Annotated in this window: 15 protein-coding genes; 1 reads left to right on the top strand and 14 read right to left on the bottom strand. The window is 62.4% G+C overall.

Translation table 11 applies throughout. The annotated features are described in order from the left end of the window. Window positions 1–25: 25 nt before the first annotated feature. From GW587_RS17400 to GW587_RS17375, 6 genes are all read right to left on the bottom strand, one after another. Window positions 26–412, bottom strand: a complete 387-nt coding sequence (locus GW587_RS17400; protein WP_166105532.1) for a hypothetical protein — start codon at window positions 410–412, stop codon at window positions 26–28. Between the two features lie 137 nt (window positions 413–549). Then, window positions 550–897, bottom strand: coding sequence for an energy transducer TonB (locus tag GW587_RS17395; protein WP_166105531.1), 348 nt, complete (start codon window positions 895–897; stop codon window positions 550–552). 75 nt (window positions 898–972) lie between these two features. Continuing rightward, window positions 973–1,302: an energy transducer TonB gene (locus GW587_RS17390; protein WP_166105529.1), complete on the bottom strand. Its 330-nt coding sequence runs from the start codon at window positions 1,300–1,302 to the stop codon at window positions 973–975. Between the two features lie 101 nt (window positions 1,303–1,403). Beyond that, window positions 1,404–3,149 carry a methyl-accepting chemotaxis protein gene (locus GW587_RS17385; protein WP_207393529.1) on the bottom strand — a complete coding sequence of 582 codons (1,746 nt, stop codon included), beginning with the start codon at window positions 3,147–3,149 and terminating at the stop codon, window positions 1,404–1,406. 335 nt (window positions 3,150–3,484) lie between these two features. After that, the gene (gene dusA, locus GW587_RS17380) at window positions 3,485–4,516 is read right to left on the bottom strand and encodes a tRNA dihydrouridine(20/20a) synthase DusA (RefSeq protein ID WP_166105527.1); all 1,032 of its coding nucleotides are present in this window, start codon (window positions 4,514–4,516) and stop codon (window positions 3,485–3,487) included. Between the two features lie 36 nt (window positions 4,517–4,552). After that, complete coding sequence (locus GW587_RS17375) at window positions 4,553–5,128, bottom strand: helix-turn-helix domain-containing protein (RefSeq protein ID WP_166105526.1); 576 nt, start codon at window positions 5,126–5,128, stop codon at window positions 4,553–4,555. Window positions 5,129–5,172: 44 nt separating this feature from the next. Here GW587_RS17375 and GW587_RS17370 point away from each other — a divergent pair, with 44 nt between their 5' ends. Continuing rightward, window positions 5,173–5,625 carry a GNAT family N-acetyltransferase gene (locus tag GW587_RS17370; RefSeq protein ID WP_166105525.1) on the top strand — a complete coding sequence of 151 codons (453 nt, stop codon included), beginning with the start codon at window positions 5,173–5,175 and terminating at the stop codon, window positions 5,623–5,625. Here the strand turns inward: GW587_RS17370 and GW587_RS17365 are convergent, their stop codons facing one another. From GW587_RS17365 to rimP, 8 genes are all read right to left on the bottom strand, one after another. After that, window positions 5,626–7,866: a DUF3141 domain-containing protein gene (locus GW587_RS17365; RefSeq protein WP_166105523.1), complete on the bottom strand. Its 2,241-nt coding sequence runs from the start codon at window positions 7,864–7,866 to the stop codon at window positions 5,626–5,628. 107 nt (window positions 7,867–7,973) lie between these two features. Further along, entirely contained in the window at window positions 7,974–8,723 is a 750-nt protein-coding gene (locus GW587_RS17360; RefSeq protein WP_166105521.1) for a PEP-CTERM sorting domain-containing protein, read from the bottom strand. 137 nt (window positions 8,724–8,860) lie between these two features. After that, on the bottom strand, window positions 8,861–10,693 hold the full coding sequence (typA, locus tag GW587_RS17355; protein ID WP_166105519.1) for a translational GTPase TypA: 1,833 nt from the start codon (window positions 10,691–10,693) through the stop codon (window positions 8,861–8,863). An 89-nt stretch (window positions 10,694–10,782) separates the two neighbouring features. Beyond that, entirely contained in the window at window positions 10,783–11,706 is a 924-nt protein-coding gene (truB, locus tag GW587_RS17350; RefSeq protein ID WP_166105518.1) for a tRNA pseudouridine(55) synthase TruB, read from the bottom strand. Window positions 11,707–11,724: 18 nt separating this feature from the next. Beyond that, entirely contained in the window at window positions 11,725–12,144 is a 420-nt protein-coding gene (gene rbfA, locus GW587_RS17345) for a 30S ribosome-binding factor RbfA (RefSeq protein WP_166105516.1), read from the bottom strand. Window positions 12,145–12,231: 87 nt separating this feature from the next. Then, window positions 12,232–15,099 (bottom strand): translation initiation factor IF-2, encoded by a 2,868-nt coding sequence (gene infB / locus GW587_RS17340; RefSeq protein WP_166105514.1) that lies wholly within the window; start codon window positions 15,097–15,099, stop codon window positions 12,232–12,234. 46 nt (window positions 15,100–15,145) lie between these two features. Next, complete coding sequence (gene nusA, locus GW587_RS17335; protein WP_166105512.1) at window positions 15,146–16,711, bottom strand: transcription termination factor NusA; 1,566 nt, start codon at window positions 16,709–16,711, stop codon at window positions 15,146–15,148. Further along, window positions 16,708–17,196 (bottom strand): ribosome maturation factor RimP, encoded by a 489-nt coding sequence (gene rimP, locus GW587_RS17330; protein ID WP_166105510.1) that lies wholly within the window; start codon window positions 17,194–17,196, stop codon window positions 16,708–16,710. The genes nusA and rimP overlap by 4 nt, the downstream gene beginning before the upstream one ends. Window positions 17,197–17,330: the final 134 nt, after the last annotated feature.

Below are 17,330 nucleotides of genomic sequence, written 5' to 3'. Positions count from 1 at the left end.
TTGCATGCCGGCGCGCCGGCAGCGGTCAACGACGGTGATAACCGCCGCGTCCACCCCAGCCGCGTCCGCCACCCCAACCACGGTTGCTGAACACGAAGTCGAGGCCGATCGACACCGGCGGATAGTAATACGACGGCGACGGCGCGTAGTACACGGGCGCCGGGGCGTAATACACCGGCGCGGCGACGTAGCTGGTGGTGTACACCGGCTGGCTGGCGACGTAGCTGGTGCTGCGTTGCGGCGGCAATTCTTCAGTCCACGTGCCCGACGGCGCGCTACCGCCCGACGGCATCACCGCGACGGTGTGCCACTGGTACGGGTCCTGCACCTGGGTGGCGGCGTAATAACCCGGCTGCTGCACCGCGCAACCTGTCAATGCCGCCAGCGCGGCGATAGCGATGATCGATTTCATGGCATTTCTCCTTGTTCCAGATAGTACTATATAAGGAACTTGGGCATCGCCCGCTTGCCATTACAGCTTGTTACACTCGATGCCGCAGGCGAAAAAAAAGGAATCGCACGCGATTCCTTTTTTGACTGCAATACCGATCAATCCAGCTTCCAGGCGTAGTCGACCTTGGTCCAGGTCTCGGCGGGGGCGCCGTCCTTGCTGCCCGGCTTGAATTTGCAGGCGCTCAGCGCCTTGATGGCGGCCTTGTCCAGATTCTTGAAACCGCTGCTCTTGTCGACCTTGGAGTCGACCACCGAGCCGTCCGGCTTGACCAGGAAGGACATCGACACCGTGCCCTGCTCTTCGTTCATCAGCGAAGCTTTCGGGTATTCGGCCTTGCAGGTTTTAGCATCAAAACTGGCCGGAACTTCAGCGGCGAACACCGCCGGTGCGCTCGATACGAGCACTGCTGCGATAACACTCAACCAACGCTTATTTGTAGACATCTGATTTCCCCAAGTGTTTAGAATCCGGCACGCAGGCCGGGCGCCAGGCCCGACCCATCTTGATGCTGACGCGTCTTACAGCTTCCAGCTATAGTCGACTTTGGTCCAGGTCTGGGCCACGGAACCATCCTTGGTGCCCGGCTTGAACTTGCAGGCGCTCAGGGCCTTGATCGCGGCCTTGTCCAGGTTTTTGTAACCACTCGACTTTTCCACTTTCGATTCAACGACGTTGCCGTCGGCGGCGACCAGGAAGGCCATGGACACGTCGCCCTGCTCTTCGTTGATCAGCGATGCTTTAGGGTATTCTGCTTTGCAGTTTTTCGAGTCCAGCGAGGCTGGCACTTCACCGGCGAAAGCGGCGGTGGAGGCGGACAGGATGACGGCGGCGAAAACAAACTTGTTCATAATGCAATTTCCCAACTAATTATTTTTAAACACTGGTTTATCGAATCCCACAGCGGACCTACGTGCCGCGCAACAGCGCGGCGGCAGACTGCGGCAAAGTTTTAGAACTCTTCCCACTCGTCGCTGCCGGCGGTGCTGGCTGCCGAGGCGACTTTTTTCGGTTTGGCTGCCGGTGCCGGCGCTGGCGAGGACGCCAGTTTCTTCACTGGAGCGCGGGCAACGATCGGTTTGACCACTGCCTTGGCGGCTGGTTGATACACCGGAGCCGTGACGCGCTCCTCACCTTCCACCAGCTTGAAGATGCTGACCACGCGGGACAACTCGGCGGCCTGGTCTTGCAAGCTTTGTGCTGCGGCGGCGGCTTCTTCCACCAGCGCGGCATTTTGTTGGGTCATGCTGTCCATCTCGATGATCGACACGTTGACCTGTTCGATACCAGCGCTCTGTTCCTGGCTGGCGTTGGCGATTTCGCTCATGATGTCGGTCACGCGGCGGACCGAAGCGACCACTTCGTCCATCGTCACGCCGGCCTGGCCGACCAGCTTGGTGCCGGCGCCGACTTTTTCGACCGAGTCATCGATCAGCATCTTGATTTCCTTGGCGGCGCCAGCGGAACGCTGGGCCAGGTTGCGCACTTCCGACGCCACCACGGCGAAGCCGCGGCCCTGTTCGCCGGCACGGGCCGCTTCAACAGCGGCGTTCAGCGCCAGGATGTTGGTCTGGAAGGCGATGCCATCGATCACACCGATGATGTCCACAATCTTCTTGGCCGATGCGTCGATCGAGCTCATGGTGTTGACCACTTCCGACACCACTTTGCCGCCCTTGATCGCGACGTCCGATGCGGCCGACGCCAGTTGATTGGCTTCACGAGCGTTGTCGGCGTTCTGTTTCACGGTCGAGGTCAGCTCTTCCATGGCCGACGCGGTTTTCTCCAGCGAGCTGGCTTGCATTTCGGTACGCGACGACAGATCGATATTGCCGGCGGCGATTTCACGCGAGGCGGTGCCGATGGTTTCGGTGCCGGAGCGGACCTGGCCCACGATGTCGACCAGGCTGTCGCGCATTTCCTTCATCTCGGACAGCAGGCTGTCCTTGGCGTTGCCGGTGGTGTCGATGTAGATCGACAGGTCGCCGTTGGCGATGCTGCCGGCGATCGAAGCGGTGTAGTCCGGTTCGCCGCCCAGCTGCTTCAGCAGGCCACGGGTGATGACGTAGGCGGCGACCACCGAGATCGCCACGGCCAGCACGCCCATCAGGATCATGAAATTGCGACCGCTGGAGAAGCCGGCGGCGGCGTCGACCTGCACTTGCGCATTCAGCTTGTCTTCCAGCGATGCCAGTTGATCCAGCGCGGCCATCCATTTTTTCTGTGCCGGACGGATTTCCTTGATCAGCACCTTGGTTGCTTCTTCGGCCTTGTTGGCCAGCCACAGTTCGGACGCTTTGGCGACCGCCGGCATGGCGATGGCTTCCTGCTCCTTGATGGTCGCCAGCAATGCCTTTTCTTCCGGCAGGGCTTCCAGCGCGAACTGCGCGCTCAATTTGTTCTGTGCCTCGGCGTATTTGCCGCCCAGTTCCTTGATGCGGTTCATTTCCGGTTCCATGTCGCCGGCATCGGTCATCAGGGTCAGGATGCGCAGCGAAGTGACGCGATCGCTGACGTTGGCGCGCATGTCGACCACCAGGCGCGACACCACGTTGTTGACGCTGATCACGTGATCCAGGCGATCCTGGATCTGCGCCATGCGGAAGATGCCGACCGTGGTGACGGCCACCAGGAACAAGAGAACCAGCGCGAATCCCAGGCCCAGGCGCGTACCGACTTTCATTTTTGCTAAATTCATTTCGTCTTCTTCTTTAATGACACTGTTGATGAGAAGTTGCCCTGGATGGCACGTCTTTTGAACGCCACGATCCACCTGGCCCTTGCTGCTAAGTAATAATATGTGACAGTAGCAAACAATGACTGCGAATGCAAAATTTGCGGCTCCACCGGCGCTTGCATGTAGTTTTTTGAGCCGAATACACAACCGGAAGACGGTGGATATGTGTGTATATTCAGGAATTATAGATGCAAATTTTGCTTCAAAGCAAGCAAAACCTGCCTCAAAAATACGCAAACGAACTTTCTGCGTGGAAATACCAACAGTCCCGTTGTTTCTACGCCGAAATTGTGTGGTTACGCTGCGATACGCAGGCGGGCTGCGGCTTCGAGGAGGAGGTTGGCGTCGCCGGCGGCGAGCTTTTTGGAGTCGGACAAAACCTGACGGAACGCGCGCGCGCCCGGCAAGCCGGTCATCAGGCCCAGCATGTGGCGGGTGATGGAGTTGAGTTTCAAGCCATGATGGCCGTAGCGCGCCAGTTCGGCCTGAATGTAGGGAATCATGGCTTCCAGGACTTGTTCGCGGGTCTTGGCGCTGGTCGTGGCGCCGTAGTAGCGCTGGTCGAAACCGGCCATCACGAACGGATTGTGATAGGCCTCGCGGCCCAGCATCACCCCGTCCAGGTGCTTCAGATGCTCGTCGATCTCGGCTTCGGTCTTGATGCCGCCGTTGATAATGATTTCGAAGTCAGGGAAATCTTTTTTCAGCTGGTAGGCGAAGTCGTACTTCAGCGGCGGGATTTCCCGGTTTTCCTTCGGCGACAAGCCCTTCAGGATGGCGTTGCGGGCGTGCACGATAAACGTCGTGCAGCCGGCCTCGGCCACGGTGCCGACGAAATCGCGGACGAAGTCGTAGCTTTCGGTTTTATCGATGCCGATGCGGTGTTTGACCGTGACGTCGATCTGCACCGCGTCGCGCATCGCCTTGACGCAGTCGGCCACCAGTTGCGGCTCGGCCATCAGGCAGGCGCCGAAAGCGCCCTTCTGCACGCGTTCCGACGGGCAGCCGCAGTTCAGGTTGATCTCGTCGTAGCCCCACTTCTCGCCCAGCTTGGCGCTGGTGGCGAGGTCGGCCGGATCGCTGCCGCCCAGCTGCAGCGCGACCGGATGCTCTTCCTCGTTGAAGCGCAGATGGCGTTCGACGTCGCCGTAGACCAGCGCGCCGGTGGTGACCATCTCGGTGTACAGCCAAGTGTGCTTGCTGATCTCGCGGTGGAACACGCGGCAGTGGCGGTCGGTCCAGTCCATCATCGGCGCGACGGACAGGCGGCGGCCCGGGACTGCGGGGGCTGGCGCTGGGTCGGTGGTCGGCAATTGGATGATGGTCATGGCGGCTACGCTACAGGAATCGCGAAAGGGTCGACATTATATCGCAAACGGCAGCGTCACCAGGCCGACCAGGTAGCGGGCGGGTTGGCGGCCGGGGTTGGCGTAGACGATTTGCTGGTCTTCGCGCAGCGCCAGGCAGTCGCCGGGAGCCAGGCGCCAGTGCTGTTCGCCGACCGTGATCTCCATCTCGCCTTCCAGCAGCCAGACTTGCTGGTGAACGTCGGCCTCGCGCCGCACCTGGTCGTAGGCGACCCGTTGGCCGGGCGGGAACACCACCTCCACCAGCTGCATCGGCGAACGCAGCGCCGGCGACAACTGCCGCCGCACGTAGCCGGACATGGGGTCGGTCCACACCACCTGCGCGGCGGCCGGATTCAGCGGCGACGGCGGCGTCGGCGCGTCCCCGCCCGCTTCGAACAGCGACGCCAGCGTCACGCCCAGCGCGCCGGCCAGTTTGTCGAGCACGGTGGCGGTGGCGCTGCTTTCGCCGCGTTCGATCAGTGAAATATTCGAGCGGCTGACGCCGCTGCGCTCGGCCAGCGCCGTCAGCGACAAGCCGCTCGCTTCGCGCAGCGCGGCGACCCGGCCGGCGATGAGTTTGTTAATATCCATGGAATCCATTATACTGGATTTAATCATCCACCAAACTGTCCGCCATGCACATCGCCTTCGAATCGCCCAACCAGCCCGAAGTCATCGCCCTGATCGCCGACCTCGACGCCTACCAGCTGACGCTGTATCCGCCGGAGTCGGTGTACGCACTGGACTTGCAGGCGCTGATGCAGCCGCAGGTCAAGTTCGCGGTGCTGCGCGACGAGGTCGGCACGGTGGCCGGCTGCGCCGCCGTGGTATTGACGCCGGAGTACGGCGAGATCAAGCGCATGTACGTGCAGCCGTCCTGTCGCGGCAAGGGCGCCGCCAAACGCCTGCTGGACAAGCTGGAACAAGCGGCGCGCGACGCCGGCGTGGCGCGCATGGTGCTGGAGACCGGCCCGGCGCAACCGGAAGCGCTGGGCCTGTACCAGCGCCACGGCTTCACCCCCTGCGGACCGTACGGCGACTACGGCGACGATCCGCTCAGCGTCTTCATGCACAAGCCGCTGGCCTGATCAGCCCTCTTTCTTCCGTTTGCGCACCACCGCCAGCTTGGGCGCCTGCGGGCCGAACATCTCGGCCACGCGGTCCAGCCGCGCCGCGCCGTCGCCGGTCAGCGTGCCGGTGGCGCCCGCCACCTGGCGCACGATGGCCAGCGCCGTGGCGCGCGCTTCCGGCTCGTCCGGCAGCAGCAACGGCAGGTCGCGCATCGCCGCCGCCTCGTCCACCTGCAACATCAGATACTGCTCGCGCAGGATGGTCTTGAACAGCGTCACGCTCATCGCCTTGTCGTCCGAGGTGCGCAGCTTGAGCTGGCGGATCGTCGCGAAGGCGCGCTCGTCGGCCGCGCTCATTTCCGGGCTGCGATAGATGTACAGCAGGCCGCGCACGATGGCCTCGGTGACGCCGCCCTCCGCCGTCTTCAGCGCCAGCGCGGCGCGGTGCGCGGTGCCGGCCGCCTCGCGCGCGATGTCGCGGCCGATGCGGCGCGGCTTGCCGCCGTCGCTGTTCAAGCCGACCAGGGCCTGCAACATCGGCGAGCCGTAGACGTTGAGGAACATCTGCTCGGTGGCCTGGTCGCGCGCGTCGCGGTAGCGGTCCAGCGCTTCGACGATCTGCTGCGACATCGTCTCCTGCATCTGCATGAAGACGTTGTCCTTGGCCACCGGCCGGCGCTGGGCGCGCACCTGCTCGGCCAGCTGCGGAATCGTGTTCAGCAGCGGGTTCTTGCTGGAGAACGCCGTGTAGCGCCGGCGCAGCGGATGCGATTCGCGCAGCTTCTCGGCGCTGGCCTCGGTCACCAGTTTCTTCACCAGCGGGCTGCCGAAGGTGTTGTACAGGTTCTTGTTGATTTCCGACACCCGCGCCACGGTGGCGAAGCGGCGCTCGTCCTCGACGTCGTTGCCGCCCAGCGCGCGCAGCGCGTCCAGGCCGCGCCGTTCGAAGCGCATCACGTAGTCGCCGCCCATCAGATCGCCGGCGGCGATTTCCGCCTGCAGCATTTCCTCATCCTTGTCGAGGAACACCGCCTCGTACAGGCCGGGCGGCATGATGTCGATCATGTCCATCGCCGCCGTGAATTCCTCGTGTTCCTTGTTGGCCACCGATGCGGAAACGAAGATGCCCAGGTGGCCTATGCTCTGGTGCATCGAGTAGATGATGGTCTGGCCGCCCGCCACCAGTTCGGCGTCGCTCTCGTACAGGTCCAGCACCCAGCCCAGCGCCTGCTGCGGCGGCGTGATGTCGTCGCCCCACGAGCAGAACACCACGATCGGCGACTTGATGTTGCGCAGGTCGATGCGGTGGCCGTCGCTGTCGAGCAGCGCGGCGTCGCTGAGGCGGTTGCCGACGAACAGCGAGTCGGCGATGTACTGCATCTCGCCGGCGTTCAGCAGCACCGGATTGCCCCACCACTTTTCAAAGTCGAGGAAGCGCTGCGCCTCGGTGTCGATCTTGGAATACACGTTGTAGTTCTTGCTCCACAGCGTGTTCGACGGATTCATCTTCTCGAAATTCTCGACCAGCTGCGCGCCGTCGAAAATGCCGTTGCCGAGGTCGCCGGCCAGCGCCGTCATCCAGGTGCCGCCGAGCGCGCCGCCGAGGTAGCGCATCGGATTCTTGCCGCGCACGCCGGCCCAGTACGACAGCGGCGCGCCGGCCAGCACCAGCGGGCCGACCAGGTCGGGATTGAGCGCGCTGGTCATCATGATCTGCCAGCCGGCCTGGCAATTGCCGATCAGGGCCGGCTTGCCGTCGGCGTGCGGATGCAGCTCGGCCACCTTGGCGATGAATTGCGCTTCGGCGCGGCACACGTCCTCGATGGTCTGGCCCGGCACCGGGTTCGGCAGGAAGCCGACGAAATAACAGGGATGGCCGGCTTTCAGCACCACGCCGATTTCGCTGTCCTGCTTCATGCCGCCGATGCCGGGGCCGTGGCCGGCGCGCGGATCGAACACGATGAAGGGGCGCTTGGAGGCATCGGGCGCCTTGCCGTCCGGCGGGGCGATGTGGCACAGGCCGTAGTTGACCGGACGCTCCAGATGGCGGCCGTCCATCACCACGTCGAAGGCGAAGCTGAGCACGTGCGGCGCGGTCTGCTCGGCGCGGTGGTTGCGCTCGTCGCCGCGCTGGCGCAGCACGTCCAAAAACAGCACCGAGCGCTGGGCGGCATCGACCCAATAATCGGTCGCCTGCTGGGCCAGGTTGAAGGGATTGCCCGGCCAATTCAGCCAGGGATTGCTCTTGTCGTCGCTCACCGTCGTCCTCCAATGCGTTTATGCTGCCATGCATCAAAGTACCGCAGCGGACCGGAAAAGGCAAACTAATACGCAACAGTTCCCTGCCCTTGCCGGCCATGGCCGGCTTACTTTCTGTCGCCGCGACGCGACGATTGAGCGCGCGCGCCGACCAGCGCCAGACCAAGCAGCAGCATGGCCCAGGTCTCCGCTTCCGGCACGGCCGCCAGCGGCATGACGCTGAAGCTGTTGAACATCACCGCGCCCGGCTGGTCGGAATAATTGGTCAGGTCGAAGATCGCCCAACCCGGCACGGTAGTGGCGGTCAGGCTGGAGATCAGTGAAAAGTCCGACTGGCCGTCCAGCTTGTAGCTCTTGGTCAGCGTGTCGCCGACCCGCTTGATCTGCAAGGTCACCAGCGCGGTGCTGACGGCGCTGAAGCCGTTGCTGGCATAGCCGTCGCCGGCGGAGTCGTTGAGCCAGCTGGTGCCGAACGAGATACCGGTGTAGCCTGCCGCCGAGTCCATGAAGAAGCCGGCGCCGCCGGCGCCGTTGTAGGACGAGTCCGCCGTGACGGTGGCGACGAAATCGCCGGTGACGCCGACCTGGGTTTGCACGTGCGGACCGTCGGCAAACGGCTGGCCCGGCAAGGAGACGGTCTTGGCCAGCAACAAATAGCCGCTGCCGGTGCTGACGATCCATGGCATCACCACGCCCGGCGACCAGGCGCCGTTTTTATACATGCTGGCGGCCAAACCCGGATCCAGCGCGGCGGTGCTGAAGTCCGCCGTGTAGGCGGTGTCGGCCCTTGCCTGGAATGTCGCCAGCATGGCCAGTCCGCATAGCGTCTTTAACAGGCGTGAAGTGATCAGATGCATGATGTATCCCCAGTGTAGGTCAGCCCAAGGCGGGCAAAACTTAGCATATCGACATTTCCACCGGGACTCATCCTCCAAACAGATGATGGCCAAAAAAAAACCGCCCCGGAGGGCGGCTTCTCTGTATCGCTGAGCGATTACGCGTCGCGCGATGCTTTCTTACGCTCGTGCTCTTTCAGGAAGCGCTTGCGCAGACGGATCGATTTCGGGGTGATTTCCACCAGTTCGTCGTCGTCGATGAATTCCACGGCGTATTCCAGCGACATCTGGATCGGCGGCACCAGGCGCACGGCTTCGTCGGTACCCGACGAACGCACGTTGGTCAGCTGCTTGCCCTTGATCGGGTTCACAACCAGATCGTTGTCGCGCGAGTGGATGCCGATGATCATGCCTTCGTAGACCGGGTCGTTGTGGACCACGAACATGCGGCCGCGATCCTGCAGTTTCCAGATGGCGTAGGCCACGGCGGCGCCGTCGTCCTGCGAAATCAGCACGCCGTTGCGACGGCCGCCCAGTTCGCCCTTGGTGTTGTCGACCGGAGCGTAGGCATCGAACACGTGCGACATCAGACCGGTACCACGGGTCAGGGTCATGAACTCGCCCTGGAAGCCGATCAGGCCACGCGCAGGAATACGGTATTCCAGACGCACACGGCCTTTGCCGTCCGATTCCATGTTCTGCAGGTCGCCGCGACGACGGCCCAGTTCTTCCATGACGCCGCCCTGGTTGGCTTCTTCAACGTCGACCGACAGTTGCTCGAACGGCTCGTGGCGCACGCCATCCACCATTTTGAACACCACGCGTGGACGCGATACGGCCAGCTCGAAGCCTTCGCGACGCATGTTTTCGATCAGGATGGTCAGGTGCAGCTCGCCGCGACCCGATACTTCGAAGATCGTGTCGTCGTCGGTTTGCGCGACGCGCAGCGCGACGTTGGCTTTCAGTTCCTTGTCCAGACGATCGCGCAGCTGGCGCGAGGTGACGAACTTGCCTTCGCGGCCGGCCAGCGGCGAGTTGTTGACCATGAAGTTCATGGTCAGCGTCGGCTCGTCGACGGTCAGCATCGGCAGCGGGTCAGGGGTGTCGGTCGCGCACAGCGTCGAACCGATGCCGATTTCATCGATACCGTTGATCAGGCAGATGTCGCCGGCGACGGCTTCGTCGACCAGCACGCGCTCCAGGCCCTTGAAGTTCAGCACCTGGTTGATGCGGCCCTTGATCGGGGTGGCGCCTGGGCCATTGATGACCAGAACGTCCTGGCCGACCTTGACGGTGCCGCGGTTGACGCGGCCAATGCCGATCTTGCCGACGTAGGACGAGTAGTCCAGCGAGGTGATTTGCATCTGCAGCGGGCCTTCCGGATTGTCGTCGCGGACTGGCACGTGTTCCAGGATGGCGTCGAACAGCGGCTTCATGTCGCCTTCGCGCACGTCTTCGGTCAGGCCGGCGTAACCGTTCAGGCCCGAAGCGTAGACCACTGGGAAGTCCAGTTGCTCATCGGTCGCGCCCAGCTTGTCGAACAGTTCGAAAGTCTGGTTGATCGCCCACTCAGGACGCGCGCCTGGACGGTCGACCTTGTTGACCACGACGATAGGCTTCAGGCCCAGCGCCAGCGCTTTACGCGTCACGAAGCGGGTCTGTGGCATCGGGCCTTCCTGCGCATCGATCAGCAGCAGAACCGAGTCCACCATCGACAGCACGCGCTCGACTTCGCCGCCGAAGTCGGCGTGGCCTGGGGTGTCGACGATGTTGATGTGGGTGCCTTCGTACTCAACAGCGCAGTTCTTCGACAGAATCGTAATGCCGCGCTCTTTTTCGAGGTCGTTCGAGTCCATGACACGGGTATCGACCGCCTGGTTTTCACGGAAGGTGCCGGACTGGCGCAGCAGTTGGTCCACGAGGGTAGTTTTACCGTGGTCAACGTGAGCGATGATGGCGATGTTGCGAATTGCGCGTTTAGTAGTAGACATGGTGGTTATATTTGCTGAGAAACTGCGGGTACGTACGAACTGTACGGGTAGCCGGCTAGTATAGCATGTTGCGTTGCAACTCTAACGCTTTATTGCGCGGCAAAGGCGATTAATCGCTCCGGCGCCAAGATGCTGTACTCGCCAAGAATAGCGGTGCCCAGCAGCTTGGCGTCGAGATAGACGCGCACCCTGCCCTGCTCCGCCGGAACGGTGATTGCTTCTTTGCCCAGCGCCAGGCGCTGACCGTTCAGGAAACGTTTCGCCAGATCGGCGCTCAGTTGCACCGCCGGGAAGCTGGCCAGCAGCGCGTCGACCGGGGCCAGCAGGCTCAACGGTTCGGCGTGCGCGGACAGCGCCTCCAGCGTGATCATGTTGTCCATCGTCAGCGGCCCGACTTGCGTGCGGCGCAGCGCGTTCAGGTGGGCGCCGCAGCCGAGCGCTTCGCCGATGTCCTGGCCCAGCACGCGGATGTAGGTGCCCTTGCTGCAGGTGACCGACAGCTTGAGGAACGGCGCCTCGTACGCCACCAGCTCCAGCTTGTGGATCACCACGTTGCGCGCTTCGCGCTCCAGCGTGATGCCGGCGCGGGCGTATTCGTACAGCGGCTTGCCGTCGCGCTTCAGGGCCGAGTACATCGGCGGCACTTGCGCGATCGGGCCGCGGAATTGTGCCAGCACGGCGTGGATCTGCTCCAGCGTGACGTCGACCGCGCGGCTGTCGATCACTTCGCCTTCGGTGTCGCCGGTGTCGGTGGTCTGGCCGAGGTGGACCGTGGTCTCGTAGGTCTTGTCGGATTCCAGCAAGTCCTGCGAGAACTTGGTGGCCTCGCCAAAGCACAGCGGCAGCAAGCCGGTGGCGAACGGGTCCAGCGTGCCGGTGTGGCCCGCCTTCTTGGCGTTCAGCACGCGCTTGGCCTTGATCAGTGCATCGTTGCTGGAAAAGCCGACCGGCTTGTCGAGCAGCAGCACGCCGTCGACCAGGTCGCGGACTTTTTTAGGATGGTTTTGCTTCATAGGTGCGGCCGCGACGGCTTATTCTTCGGCCTTGCCTTCGGTGGCGGGCGCGTCGCCCTCGTCGTCCAGCGAACGGGTGCTGTTGGCCTGGTCGATCAGCAGCGACAGTTCCATGCCGCGCGCGGTCGAGGTGTCGTGCACGAAGTGCAGCGCCGGCAGCGTGTGGATGTGCAGGCGCTTGCCCAGCTGGCCGCGCATGTAGCCGGCCGCCGCGCTCAGACCGTCGACGGTGTTCTTGACCTGCTCCTTGCTGTCTTTCAGCATGGTGAAGAAGATCTTGGCGTGCGCGTAATCCGGGGTCACCTGCACTTCGGTGATGGTGATCATGCCGACGCGCGGATCCTTCAATTCGTAGGCGATGATTTCGGACAGGTCGCGCTGGATCTGGTCCGCCACGCGCTGACCGCGCTGTGGAATGTTTTTGCTATGTTTTGCCATGATGCGTACTGCTTTCCCTAAAACGGCAAGTGGACGGGAGCTGATGCCCCCGTCCACTTCACCAGTTACTGCTCTGATCGCCAGCGATTACAGCGTACGGGCGATTTCCTGAACTTCGAACACTTCCAGGGAGTCGCCCACCTGGATGTCGTTGTAGTTCTTCAGCGACAGGCCGCACTCCAGACCGGCGCGCACTTCTTTCGCGTCGTCCTTGAAGCGTTTGAGCGAATCGATCTCGCCGGTCCACACCACGATGTTGTTGCGCAGCAGGCGTACCGACGAGGAACGCTTGACCACGCCATCGGTGACCAGGCAACCGGCGATGGCGCCGACTTTCGAGACCAGGATGACCTGGCGAATCTCGACCTGACCGATGACGGTCTCGCGCTTCTCCGGCGCCAACATGCCCGACAACGCCGATTTGATCTCGTCGATCGCATCGTAAATGATGTTGTAGTAGCGAATGTCCACACCGTTCGACTCGGCCAGCTTGCGCGCCTGTGCATCGGCACGGGCGTTGAAGCCGATGATGACCGCTTTCGAGGCCACCGCCAGATTGACGTCCGACTCGGTGATGCCGCCGACCGCCGCGTGCACGATCTGGACGCGAACTTCCGAGGTCGACAGTTTCTGCAACGACGACACCAGCGCTTCTTGCGAACCCTGCACGTCGGTCTTGATGATCAACGGCAGGTTTTTGACTTCGCCTTCGGCCATCTGGTCGAACATGTTTTCCAGCTTCGCGGCTTGCTGCTTGGCCAGTTTCACGTCGCGGAACTTACCTTGACGGAACAGACCGATTTCGCGCGCCTTGCGTTCGTCGGCCATGACCATGACTTCTTCACCGGCTTGCGGCACTTCGGTCAGGCCCTGGATTTCGACCGGGATCGACGGACCGGCTTCGTTGATCGGCTTGCCGTTCTCGTCCAGCATCGCGCGGACGCGGCCGAAGGAGGAACCGGCCAGGATCACGTCGCCGCGCTTCAGCGTACCGGACTGCACCAGGATGGTCGCGACCGGGCCCTTGCCCTTGTCCAGACGACCCTCGACCACCAGGCCACGGGCCGGCGAATCGATCGGCGCTTTCAGTTCCAGCACCTCGGCTTGCAGCAGCACTTGCTCCAGCAGCGCGTCGATGCCCTGGCCGGTTTTCGCCGACACCGGCACGAATGGCGATTCGCCACCGTATTCTTCCGGCACCACTTGTTCCGCGACCAGTTCCTGCGTCACGCGGTCCACGTTGCCGCCCGGTTTGTCGACCTTGTTGATCGCGACAACCAGCGGCACGCCGGCCGCTTTGGCGTGGGCGATCGCTTCCTTCGTTTGCGGCATCACGCCGTCGTCCGCCGCCACCACCAGGATGACGATGTCGGTCGCTTTGGCGCCGCGGGCACGCATCGCCGTAAAGGCTTCGTGACCCGGGGTATCCAGGAAGGTGATCATGCCGCGCGGGGTGTCCACGTGGTATGCGCCGATGTGCTGGGTAATGCCGCCGGCTTCGCCCGACGCCACTTTGGCGCGGCGGATGTAATCCAGCAGCGAGGTCTTACCGTGGTCGACGTGACCCATGACGGTCACCACCGGCGCGCGGGCGACGGCTTCGAAGTGAGCATGCTCACCCTGGTCCGCCAGCAGCGCTTCCGGATCGTCCTGTTCGGCGGCGAAGGCTTTGTGGCCCATCTCCTCGACCAGAATCATCGCGGTTTCCTGATCCAGCACCTGGTTGATGGTGCACATCTGGCCCAGTTTCATCAATTGCTTGATGACTTCGGAAGCCTTGACCGACATCTTGTGCGCCAGTTCGGCGACGGTGATGGTCTCCGGCACGTAGACGTCTTTGATGACGGCTTCGGTCGGGGCCTGGAAGTTGGTTTCGCGGTCATCGGCGTGCGAGCCACGACGGCCGCCACCTTTGCCACCACTGCGCCAGCCGTCGCGGCCGCCGGTCGAACCGGTGTTGCCACGGCCTTTGTTGGCCGCGCCAGGCGCGCCACGTTTCTTGGCGTCGTCCTGCCAGGTCGACGAGACATTGGCCGACTTGATCGACTTCTTGTCGGCGGTGACCGGCTTCTTGTCGCCAGGCTTGTCGCCCGGTTTGGCGACGGCGCCGGTGGCCGGCTTGTGCAGCGTGCCTTCGGCGACCTTGGCCTTGACCGGCGCGGGCGCTGGTTCAGGGGCTTTGATGGCGCGACGCGGCGCGTTCATCATGGCCTTGATCTGGGCCACTTCGTCGGCCACGGCTTTGCGCGCCAGCTCGGTGGCGGCCGCTTTTTCGGCGGCTTCCTTGGCGGCGGCGGCGGCCTTCTTCTTGGCTTCCTCGGCGGCGGCTTTTTTCTTTTCCTCGGCGGCGGTATCGGCTACCGGCGCGGCGCCGGAGGCCGCGGCGGTCGCGGCGGCGGCTGCCTTGGCGGCGGCTTTCTTGGCTTCCGCGTCGGCTTCCTTCTTGGCTTCGGCTTCGGCGGCGGCGGTGGCGCGTGCTTGCGCTTCCTTCTCCGACTCCAGCTTGGCCAGATGTTCCTGCTTCTCGCGCAGATCCGCTTCCTGACGTGCGATCAGTTCCGCTTGCTTGCGGGCTTCCTCTTCACGACGGGCGACTTCGGCCGGGTCCACGACCGGGGCGGCAGGCGCCGCCGGCGCGGCGGTGACCGGCTCGTCGCGCTGGACGAAGGTACGCACCTTCTTCACAGCGACCTGAATCGTGCGGGCCTTGCCATTGGCGTCGGCCTGCTTGATTTCAGTGGTTTCTTTGCGCGTCAGCGTGATCTTCTTTTTTTCCGTGTCCGCCGATGCGCCGTGGGTACGGCGCAGGTGATCCAGCAGCTTATCCTTATCATCTTTCGACAATGGATCTGACGTCGAACTTTTTTCGACGCCGGCAGAACGCAGCTGCGTCAGCAGCAAATCTGCAGGCATCTTCAGTTCGGTGGCAAATTGGGCTACGTTGTTACTCGCCATTCAGTCCTCTTTTCTATGTGTCGCGGAGATGATAAAGATACTCAAATTAAGCCTTTGCGGATTCGGCAAGACTCCATGCCTTGGCTTGCAAGCCTTTGGCACGATCGTCGTACTTTGAGTCAACCAACTTCATCTCATCGTCGGTCACATCTTCAAATTCACTCTTAATCAGTTCTCGTGCACGGTCGGCGGACAGCGCCAGGATGGCGCCGAATTCGTCGTAGGCCAGTGCAGCAAATGCTTCTACAGTCTTGATACCAGCCAGGCCCAGCTTGCCGGCGGTGACGCGGTCCATGCCTTCCAGACCGACCAGCGCCTCGTCCATGCCTTCCAGGCCTTCTTCCGAAGCGATCGCTTCGGTGACCAGGGCGTCACGGGCGCGGGTGCGCAGTTCGTTGACGGTATCTTCGTCGAACGATTCGATTTCCAGCATTTCGGAGATCGGCACGTAGGCGATTTCTTCCAGGCTGGCAAAGCCCTCTTCCACCAGGATGTCGGCGACTTCCTGATCGACGTCCAGTTTTTCCATGAACAGTGCACGCACCGCCGCGGTTTCCTGGGCTGCCTTGTCGGCCGATTCCTCGGCCGTCATGATGTTGATCTTCCAGCCGGTCAGGTCGGACGCCAGGCGGACGTTCTGGCCGGAGCGGCCGATCGCGATCGCCAGGTTTTCTTCGTCGACCACGACGTCCATCGCGTGCTTCTCTTCATCGACCATGATCGACGAAACGTTGGCCGGGGCCAGCGCGCCGATGACGAACTGCGCCGGATCTTCCGACCACAACACGATGTCGACGCGTTCGCCGCCCAGCTCGCCGGTGACGGCCTGGACGCGCGAACCGCGCATGCCGACGCAAGTACCGATCGGGTCGATGCGCTTGTCGGCGGTGTAGACGGCGATCTTGGCGCGGACGCCGGCGTCGCGGGCGGCCGATTTAATTTCCAGCATGCCTTGCTCGATTTCCGGCACTTCCAGCTCGAACAGCTTCATGATGAAGTCCGGCGCGGTGCGCGACAGGATCACCTGCGGGCCGCGCATATTGCGGTCGATGCGCAGGATGAAGGCGCGGACGCGGTCGCCGATGCGCAGATTCTCTTTCGGGATCATCTGGTCGCGCGGCAGGCGGGCTTCGATCTTGCCGGATTCGACGATCGCGTCGCCGCGTTCCATGCGCTTGATGGTGCCGGTCACGAGCGAGTCGCCGCGCTCCAGGAAGTCGACCAGGATCTGTTCGCGCTCGGCGTCACGCACGCGCTGCAGGACCACCTGTTTGGTGTCCTGGGCGAAGCGGCGGCCGAACTCGACGGATTCGATCGGTTCTTCGATGTGGTCGTCCACTTCGATATCGGAGATCTGCTCTTTGGCTTCGAAATGCAGGATTTCCTGGTCCGGCAGTTGCAGGCCGGCCTCGTCGGGCACAACGTGCCAGCGGCGGAAGGATTCGAATTCGCCCGATTCGCGATCGATCGAAACGCGAATGTCGACTTCACCTTCATAGCGTTTCTTCGTGGCTTGCGCCAACGCGAATTCCAGCGCGCCGAATACGACATCCTTATCGACGTTTTTTTCACGCGCCAGCGCGTCTACCAATAACAAAACTTCGCGACTCATGCTTTGCGTCCCTTAAAAACCACCTGCGGCACCAAGCGTGCCTTATCCATATCGGCGAGCGTAAACTCCAACAGCGCCGGACCATCAGTACCTTCAAATTCCAACGACAATTTGTCGCCCTGGGGTGCTTGCAAAATCCCCTGGAACGATTTCCGGTTGTTCGTACCCGGCATCGCGATGTTCAGTTTGACGATCGCTTCGCTCCCGGCGAAACGAACGAAGTCTTCCAGCTTGCGCACCGGGCGATCCAGCCCTGGCGACGAGATTTCGAGACGCTCGTAGTTCACGTTCTCGACCGTCAGCACGTGCGACAGCTGATGACTGACCGTAGCGCAATCCTCTACGGTGATCGGGCCTTTTTCTTCGGCGTCGGCAGCGGTGAAATCGATAAACACGCGCAGCACTCCGCGCTCGGCCCGTTCGACATCAACCAGCTCATAGCCCAGACCGGCGACGGTCTTTTCAATTAAATCCGGCAGCTGCAAGAAAATTCTCCAATTCAAGGCCCGTTTCTTTCAATAAAAACGGACCGTTCAAAACGGTTCAACAAAAAAAAAATGGGCAAGTGCCCATCTTCTTGTAATACCAGCCAGATGAAAGCGTCCTGAAGGAATTACCC

The organism is Duganella aceris, from assembly GCF_011090165.1.
GTDB classification, from domain to species: Bacteria; Pseudomonadota; Gammaproteobacteria; order Burkholderiales; family Burkholderiaceae_D; genus Rugamonas; species Rugamonas aceris.
The sequence above is the reverse complement of the archived record's forward strand: the minus strand, read 5'-3'. Positions and strand labels throughout refer to the sequence as shown.

Coding starts and splice junctions, on each gene's coding strand:
- GW587_RS17400 (WP_166105532.1), bottom strand. CDS start 412: ATGAAATCGATCATCGCTATCGCCGCGCTGGCGGCATTGACAGGTTGC.
- GW587_RS17395 (WP_166105531.1), bottom strand. CDS start 897: ATGTCTACAAATAAGCGTTGGTTGAGTGTTATCGCAGCAGTGCTCGTA.
- GW587_RS17390 (WP_166105529.1), bottom strand. CDS start 1,302: ATGAACAAGTTTGTTTTCGCCGCCGTCATCCTGTCCGCCTCCACCGCC.
- GW587_RS17385 (WP_207393529.1), bottom strand. CDS start 3,149: ATGAATTTAGCAAAAATGAAAGTCGGTACGCGCCTGGGCCTGGGATTC.
- dusA (WP_166105527.1), bottom strand. CDS start 4,516: ATGACCATCATCCAATTGCCGACCACCGACCCAGCGCCAGCCCCCGCA.
- GW587_RS17375 (WP_166105526.1), bottom strand. CDS start 5,128: ATGGATATTAACAAACTCATCGCCGGCCGGGTCGCCGCGCTGCGCGAA.
- GW587_RS17370 (WP_166105525.1), top strand. CDS start 5,173: ATGCACATCGCCTTCGAATCGCCCAACCAGCCCGAAGTCATCGCCCTG.
- GW587_RS17360 (WP_166105521.1), bottom strand. CDS start 8,723: ATGCATCTGATCACTTCACGCCTGTTAAAGACGCTATGCGGACTGGCC.
- typA (WP_166105519.1), bottom strand. CDS start 10,693: ATGTCTACTACTAAACGCGCAATTCGCAACATCGCCATCATCGCTCAC.
- truB (WP_166105518.1), bottom strand. CDS start 11,706: ATGAAGCAAAACCATCCTAAAAAAGTCCGCGACCTGGTCGACGGCGTG.
- rbfA (WP_166105516.1), bottom strand. CDS start 12,144: ATGGCAAAACATAGCAAAAACATTCCACAGCGCGGTCAGCGCGTGGCG.
- infB (WP_166105514.1), bottom strand. CDS start 15,099: ATGGCGAGTAACAACGTAGCCCAATTTGCCACCGAACTGAAGATGCCT.
- nusA (WP_166105512.1), bottom strand. CDS start 16,711: ATGAGTCGCGAAGTTTTGTTATTGGTAGACGCGCTGGCGCGTGAAAAA.